Origin of the sequence: Pseudobutyrivibrio sp. UC1225 (assembly GCF_900115215.1) — a bacterium.
Lineage (GTDB): Bacteria > Bacillota > Clostridia > Lachnospirales > Lachnospiraceae > Pseudobutyrivibrio.
In genome coordinates this window covers 103,793-111,088 of sequence record NZ_FOVQ01000009.1, presented here as the reverse complement: position 1 = coordinate 111,088, position 7,296 = coordinate 103,793, and the positions used below count along the sequence as shown (strand labels likewise).

6 protein-coding genes and 1 riboswitch are annotated in these 7,296 nt (G+C 39.0%); all 6 genes read left to right on the top strand.

Annotation, left to right across the window (positions count from 1 at the left end):
* Positions 1-187: 187 nt before the first annotated feature.
* A riboswitch (Lysine riboswitch) is annotated at positions 188-365 on the top strand.
* Between the two features lie 67 nt (positions 366-432).
* Positions 433-1,317: a 4-hydroxy-tetrahydrodipicolinate synthase gene (dapA, locus tag BMZ41_RS11585; protein ID WP_090529777.1), complete on the top strand. Its 885-nt coding sequence runs from the start codon at positions 433-435 to the stop codon at positions 1,315-1,317.
* Positions 1,304-2,842, top strand: coding sequence for a Na+/H+ antiporter NhaC family protein (locus tag BMZ41_RS11580; RefSeq protein ID WP_090529775.1), 1,539 nt, complete (start codon positions 1,304-1,306; stop codon positions 2,840-2,842). The genes dapA and BMZ41_RS11580 overlap by 14 nt, the downstream gene beginning before the upstream one ends.
* Before the next feature lie 63 nt (positions 2,843-2,905).
* Positions 2,906-3,658 (top strand): TraX family protein, encoded by a 753-nt coding sequence (locus BMZ41_RS11575; protein ID WP_177184214.1) that lies wholly within the window; start codon positions 2,906-2,908, stop codon positions 3,656-3,658.
* A 91-nt stretch (positions 3,659-3,749) separates the two neighbouring features.
* Positions 3,750-5,105 carry a uracil-xanthine permease family protein gene (locus BMZ41_RS11570; RefSeq protein ID WP_090169155.1) on the top strand — a complete coding sequence of 452 codons (1,356 nt, stop codon included), beginning with the start codon at positions 3,750-3,752 and terminating at the stop codon, positions 5,103-5,105.
* A gap of 64 nt (positions 5,106-5,169) precedes the next feature.
* Positions 5,170-5,808, top strand: a complete 639-nt coding sequence (upp, locus tag BMZ41_RS11565; RefSeq protein ID WP_090529770.1) for a uracil phosphoribosyltransferase — start codon at positions 5,170-5,172, stop codon at positions 5,806-5,808.
* Between the two features lie 71 nt (positions 5,809-5,879).
* A complete protein-coding gene (locus BMZ41_RS11560) occupies positions 5,880-7,277 on the top strand; it encodes an MFS transporter (RefSeq protein WP_090529767.1) in 1,398 nt (465 codons plus the stop codon).
* Positions 7,278-7,296 lie beyond the last annotated feature (19 nt).

Genomic DNA, 7,296 nt, shown 5'->3' with positions numbered 1-7,296 from the left:
AAGAGAAAAAGAGTAAGATTATAACAAATCTAATTCTTATCATAAAACACAGGGATAGTCTTTTCTGTGATTTCCGAGTACAAATTTACGCTGCCAAAATATAAAGAGACAATTGATAAATGTCTAAATAAGTGATAAATTTGCTGTTGACAGAGAATAGACGCTGATGTAGTATAATTTCAACTTAATAAAAGATAGAGGTTGCGAGAAACATTAGTAATCTCATTGATGGGACAGGCCCAAGTGATATGAGATAAAAGGGGATTTCGCCGAAAGAGAGCACACTCCTGTGTGTGTTTGTCTTGGGCATACGAAGAATATTCGTATGACTGTCACTTAGTAATAAGTGGGGAGCTATCATACGATTACGCGATTGTAGGCTGACCATTTATTATGGTCAGCTTTTTTTATTGGATTAAGGAGGATAAAGAAATGAGTATTTTTACTGGTGCAGCGGTAGCTATTGCAACACCTTTTAATGGTGACGGTTCGGTTAACTATGAGAAGCTTGATAATCTGATTGAGTTCCAGATTAAAAACAACACAGATGCAATTGTAATCTGCGGTACAACTGGCGAAGCATCTACACTTTCTCATGAAGAGCATATAGACGTAATTAAGCGTTGCGTTCAGACAGTTAATAAGCGTGTGCCTGTAATTGCAGGAACTGGTTCTAATTCAACTGAAACAGCAATCTATCTTTCACAGGAAGCTGAGAAGGCTGGAGCAGATGCAGTTCTACTTGTAACTCCTTATTACAATAAGGCTACTCAGAAGGGACTTTACGAGCACTTTAAAGATACTGCTGATGCAATTAAGATTCCTTGCATTCTTTACAATGTTCCTTCACGTACTGGTTGCAACATTCTTCCTGAGACAGCAGTAAAACTTGCAAAAGATGTGGATAACATCGTGGCAATCAAGGAAGCATGTGGAAATATCAGCCAGATTGCAAAGCTTGCACAGTTGGCTGATGGATGCATAGATATTTATTCAGGAAATGATGACCAGATAGTGCCTATCATGTCACTTGGAGGACTTGGAGTTATTTCAGTTCTTTCAAATGTTGCACCACAGCAGACACATGATTTATGTCAGGCATGTCTTGATGGAGATTTTAAAAAGGCAGCTGCGATGCAGCTTAAGGCACTTCCACTTATAGATGCACTATTTTCAGAAGTTAATCCTATCCCTGTTAAGAAGGCTCTTAATATTATGGGATTTGAGGCTGGTCCTCTTAGAAAGCCACTTACAGAAATGGAGGAGGCTCATGCAAAGGTTTTAGAAAGGGAATTAAAGAACTATGGAATTTACTAACACAATTTGGTCGCTATTGCCACCACTTGTAGCCATTTTATTGGCACTTATTACAAAGGAGGTTTACTCTTCTTTATTTATTGGAATTTTAGCAGGTGGTCTTTTATATTCAAGCTTTAATCTTACAGCTGCCATGGAGCACATCTTTGTAGATGGTATGATTGGTCAGCTTTCTGATAGCTGGAATGTTGGTATCCTTATCTTCCTTGTAGTTTTAGGAAGTATGGTAATGCTTATGAACAGAGCCGGAGGTTCTGCCGCCTTTGGTAAGTGGGCAGTTACCCATGTTAAGACAAAGGCAGGAGCACAGGTTGCTACAATTGTACTTGGAATGCTTATCTTCATCGATGATTATTTCAACTGCCTTACAGTAGGTTCGGTTATGAGACCAGTTACTGATAAGCATGGTATTTCAAGAGAGAAGCTTGCATATCTTATTGATGCTACTGCAGCGCCTATCTGTATCATCGCACCTATTTCTTCATGGGCAGCGGCTGTAACAGGCTTCGTTGATGGGGCGAATGGACTGACACTTTTCATCAGAGCCATCCCTTACAACTTCTATGCATTGCTTACACTTGTAATGATGTTTGCAATTACTTTCATGAATTTTGATTATGGTTCAATGAATTTGGCAGAGCTTAATCACAGAGCTCAGTTAAAGGAGCGCAAGAAGAAGGATGCTGCATCACTTACTGGTGCAGAAGATCAGCCACATCCACCTGTTTCAGAAAAAGGAAAGGTTGCACATCTGGTGTTCCCAATTCTTTCTCTTATTGTTTGTTGTGTAATCGGAATGATTTACACTGGCGGATTTTTCGAGGGTGCGAACTTTATTGATGCATTCTCAAACTCAGATGCATCTGTTGGACTTGTTTATGGTTCGGTTGTTGCTTTGATTCTTACAATCATCAACTATCTTATAACAAAGGTATTAAGCTTTAACGAATGTATGAATGCTATTCCTGAAGGTTTCAAGAGTATGGTGCCAGCTATTTTAGTTCTTACTTTTGCGTGGACACTTAAATCAATGACTGATTCTCTTGGAGCAGCAGAATACGTAGGTGGACTTGTTGCTAACATTGCCGATAACAGAAATCTTATGAGCCTTATTCCTGCAATCGTATTTCTTGTTGGAATCTTCCTTGCATTTGCAACAGGAACATCATGGGGCACCTTTGGTATTCTCATTCCTATCGTAGTTAATGTGTTTAGTGGAGATGTAAATAATGAGCTTATGATTATTTCCATCTCAGCTTGCATGGCAGGTGCAGTTTGTGGTGATCACTGCTCACCAATATCAGATACAACAATCATGGCTTCAGCTGGTGCAGATTGTGATCATATCAGACACGTAAGTACTCAGCTTCCATATGCATTTACGGTTGCTGCAGTTTCACTAGTTTCTTATATTGTTTCAGGATTTGTGAGAAACTGGTTCATCTGTCTGGTTATTGGTATTGTAATAATGATTGGAACTTTATTCGGAATAAAGGGTCTTTCAAAAGGACAAGAAAAAGCATAGTGTGGTATAATCTCCTTGATGTGTGTTACATCAGGGAGATTTTTTTTGAGAAGGTTTTTGAAAATGGAGAATAAAGTTAGATTTGGAATAACGGGGAATACATTAAAGCTTATCGCAATAATCACAATGTTAGTGGATCACGTTGCCTATGGCTTGTATTACACACAGGGCATGGCAGACAACAGCTTGAATTGGGAATTCTATCGTTTCTTAAGGGGCGTTGGGCGAATGGCCTTTCCGATATACTGCTTTCTTTTGGTGGAGGGATTTTTCCATACCAGAAATGTGAAAAAGTATGTTATACGTTTGTTTATCTTGGCATTGATTTCAGAGATTCCTTTTGACTGGAGTTTATTTGGAATACCTTTTAACTGGGGAAAGACCAATGTAGTATTTACTCTTTTAATAGGTCTTATTTTGATTTGGATTTTAGAAGAGTCAAAAAAAGAGAAATTCTGGGGTATTGAAAATTTTATAGTGAAAAAGCTTGTAGTACTTATGTGCTATGCAGCGGGAATTCTTATCGCGTATTTTGCTCATGTTGATTACAACATGGTAGGTGTGGCTGTCATAGTTTTAATGTATGTCTTACATGGGGATGATAGAAATAAACGTATGCTTGCATTTGCAACAGGTGTAGCTATTCTCGCACTTGGATGCGGAACAATGGAGGCATGGGCATTTTTGATGCTTATTCCTATCGCCTTATATAATGGAAAACGAGGTAGTTCTTCTAAAATTATCAGATATTGTTTCAATTATTTTTATCCTGTGCATCTTTTAATAATTGGGATTGTCAGAGCAATCCTGTTGTGATAGAATACTGAAAGTTTAAGCAAGATTTCATTAATCAGGCTGGTTAATGTAATCACGAAATGTATCAATTCATATTCATGGGAGGAAATGTATGAACACACATGCACCAATCAAGGATGCCTCTACGCTAGGTATTCCGAAAATGCTCATCTTAGGTCTTCAACATTTATTTGCAATGTTTGGAGCCACTATTTTAGTTCCAATTCTCGTCAATAATTATTTCAATGGCGAAGGTCTTTCAATTCAGGTTACTTTATTTTTCGCAGGTGTCGGCACCTTATTTTTCCATTTATGTTCTAAATTAAAAGTTCCAGCTTTCCTTGGTTCCTCATTCGCTTTTCTCGGAGGATTTCACACAGTTGCTAATTTAAATACAGGTATTTTCAAAAATATGACTATGGGCGAAAAGCTTCCATATGCATGCGGCGGTATTGTTGTTGCCGGAGCTCTTTACCTTTTTCTTGCACTTATCATCAAGCTTGTTGGTATCAACAAAGTTATGAAGTATCTTCCACCAGTTGTTACTGGTCCTATCATCATTTGCATTGGTCTTTCACTTGCACCATCAGCAATCACTAATGCATCTTCAAATTGGCTTCTTGCCATCATCGCACTTTCAGTAGTAATCATCTTTAACATCTGGGGAAAGGGATTATTTAAGATTCTTCCTATTCTCATGGGTGTAGTAATTTCATATGTATGCGCTCTTATCTTCAACGCACTTGGTATGACAAATGCAGACGGCAGTGCAATCCTTGATTTCACAGCTGTTAATGAGGCAGCCTGGGTTGGTCTCCCAGATTTCTTCATCTGCAAGTTCAATATCTCAGCAATTCTTGTTATGGCACCAATCGCCATTGCAACAATGATGGAGCACATCGGAGATATGTCAGCAATCTCAGCTACAGTTGGAGAGGATCTTGTTACTGATCCAGGTCTTCACCGTACACTTGTAGGTGATGGTCTTGCTACAGCTCTTTCAGCATTCTTTGGTGGTCCAGCTAACACTACTTATGGTGAGAACACAGGAGTTCTTGAGCTTTCAAAGGTTCACGATCCAAAGGTTATCAGAATTGCAGCAGTTTACGCTATTGTACTTTCATTTATTCCTAAGATGGCCGACATCATCGGCACAATGCCTAGCGCAATCGTAGGTGGAATAAGCTTCATGCTTTATGGTATGATTAGTGCAATAGGAATTAGAAATGTGGTTGAGAATCATGTTGATTTCACACATTCAAGAAACCTTATTATTGCAGCAGTTATCTTAGTTTGCGGTCTTGGTTTCTCTGATGGACTTACCTTCACAGTAGGTTCTACAGACATCACACTTACAAGTCTAGCAATAGCTGCAATCGCAGGTGTAGTTCTCAATGCGATTATCCCAGGAAGAGATTACGAGTATGGTAATCCTGAGAGATATCGTTTTGATAAAGAGGGATGGTAAAGGCATATTTAAATGGCCCGAATCACCTTATTAATAAAAGAAATTTTAGGAGGAAATTATTCTAATGGAAAAGTTAGATAACGTAGTAGAGTTAACACATCCTTTACTTCAGCACAAAATTACAATGCTTAGAGACAAGAACACAGGTACAGCAGAGTTCCGTGCACTTGTAGAAGAAATAGCTATGCTTGAGGCTTTTGAGGCTCTCAACGATTTACAGACAGTAGAAATCGAGTGCGAGACACCAATCGAGAAGTGCATGGCACCAGTTATCGCTGGTCGTAAGATGGCAATCGTGCCAATCCTTCGTGCTGGTCTTGGAATGGTTAATGGTATTCAGCGTCTTGTACCAACAGCAAAGATTGGTCACATCGGTATGTACCGTGATGAGGAGACACATGAGCCACACGAATATTACTGTAAGCTTCCTAGCCCAATCGAGGAGCGTCTCATCGTAGTTACAGATCCTATGCTTGCTACAGGCGGTTCTGCAATCGATGCAATCAACCTCATCAAGCAGCACGGTGGAAAGCGTATTAAGTTCATGGCTATCATCGGTGCTCCAGAGGGAGTTCGTGCTCTTCACGAGTCTCACCCAGATGTACAGATTTACATCGGACACATTGATCGCGAGCTTAATTCAGATGCTTACATCTGCCCAGGTCTTGGCGATGCAGGCGACAGAATCTTTGGTACAAAATAATCAAGTCTTGCATTTCCCTCTTATCGTGATACTCTTATGTCTAGGGTATAAATGATAAGGGGGAATTTTATATGGGAAATAATACTCTTGAGAAGGAGGCCAAGGAGTTAGTGCGCCTTAGAAAGGCTGCCAGTGCATCTAAGCCTGCTTACTATCTTGGTATGATAATGGTGGTTCTTACTATTATCTACATCGTTGATGAGGTTACATCTAACATCAATTCGGCTATGCAGCCATACATTATTTTTGATTTATTCAAAATATCATCCAGGGACGTTAATTCAACAGAATATAAGGAGTCGCTAAACTACGTGGCAAGTTGGAATTTGCTGTCAAACCTATTCCTGATAATAGCGCCTTTTTATAAGGCTCTGTCCGATCGCTATGGAAGAAGATTATTTCTTATGATTAACACCATAGGTATGGGGCTAGGTATGCTTGTTGTTATGACTTCAACAAGTGTTCTTCAATACATAATAGGTATGCTTTTCATGCTGTTTTTCACACCAAGTGATATGCAGGTTCTTTATATTATGGAGACAGCACCAAAGGAGAAACGTGCCACCTACAGCTTTGTAGCTAAGGGCATAGCCCTTATTTCAGTGTCATCTATTGGCGTTCTTTCGAAAGTTTTTTTGAATGATGGAGTCTCATCAAGTTGGAAATATGTATATGCCATACCTGTTGTAGTGGCATTAGTGGTAGGAATTTTATCAGTGGTTTTTGTTAAAGAAACACCTGTGTTCTTAGAACAAAGAATATTTTATCTTTCTTTAACTGAAGAAGAGAAGGAAAGACGCCGCCAGACAGAAAAGGAAAACAATACTTCCAGCCAAGGTGGAGTTTTTAATGCAGTTAAGTTTATATTTACAAACAAGCAATTGAGATGGATTTTAATCGCAGGATTTTTATTCTTTGCAACAACCTTCTACACATCCTACTATGCAACAGTTTTAGAGGGAGCCATGACAACGCAGATGGTGTCATTGGCACTTTTGATATATCCATTCTGCAATGGAATTGTTACTATACTGAGCGGTCTTTTCTCGGACAAATTAGGAAGAAAAAGAGTTTGTCTCTTACTTGGAACAATAGCCTTAGGGGGACTTTTAATTTTTGTATTAGCATGTAGACTAGGCTGGGGTCCAATTACAGCAGGAGTAGCTTATGGTTGTTCTATAGGTGGCCTTTGGTCCATGTCAGATACACTGATTCTTACAATGCCTGCAGAATCATCTCCATCAAGCATGCGTTCATCTGTTATGGGTACCATATCAGTCCTTATTGGAGCCGGCATGTTTATAGGACAGATTGCATTTATTATAGGTCAAAAGTTTATTCCTATTGATGTTCTATTCTTAGTAATCTGTGTTCCGTTTATGGCATTATCACTTATAATATTAATGACCAAGGTTAAAGAGACCAAGTTCGTTAATCTGGATCAGGTTACAGTGGATACATTTAAATAGATTTAAATAAATAGAGGTG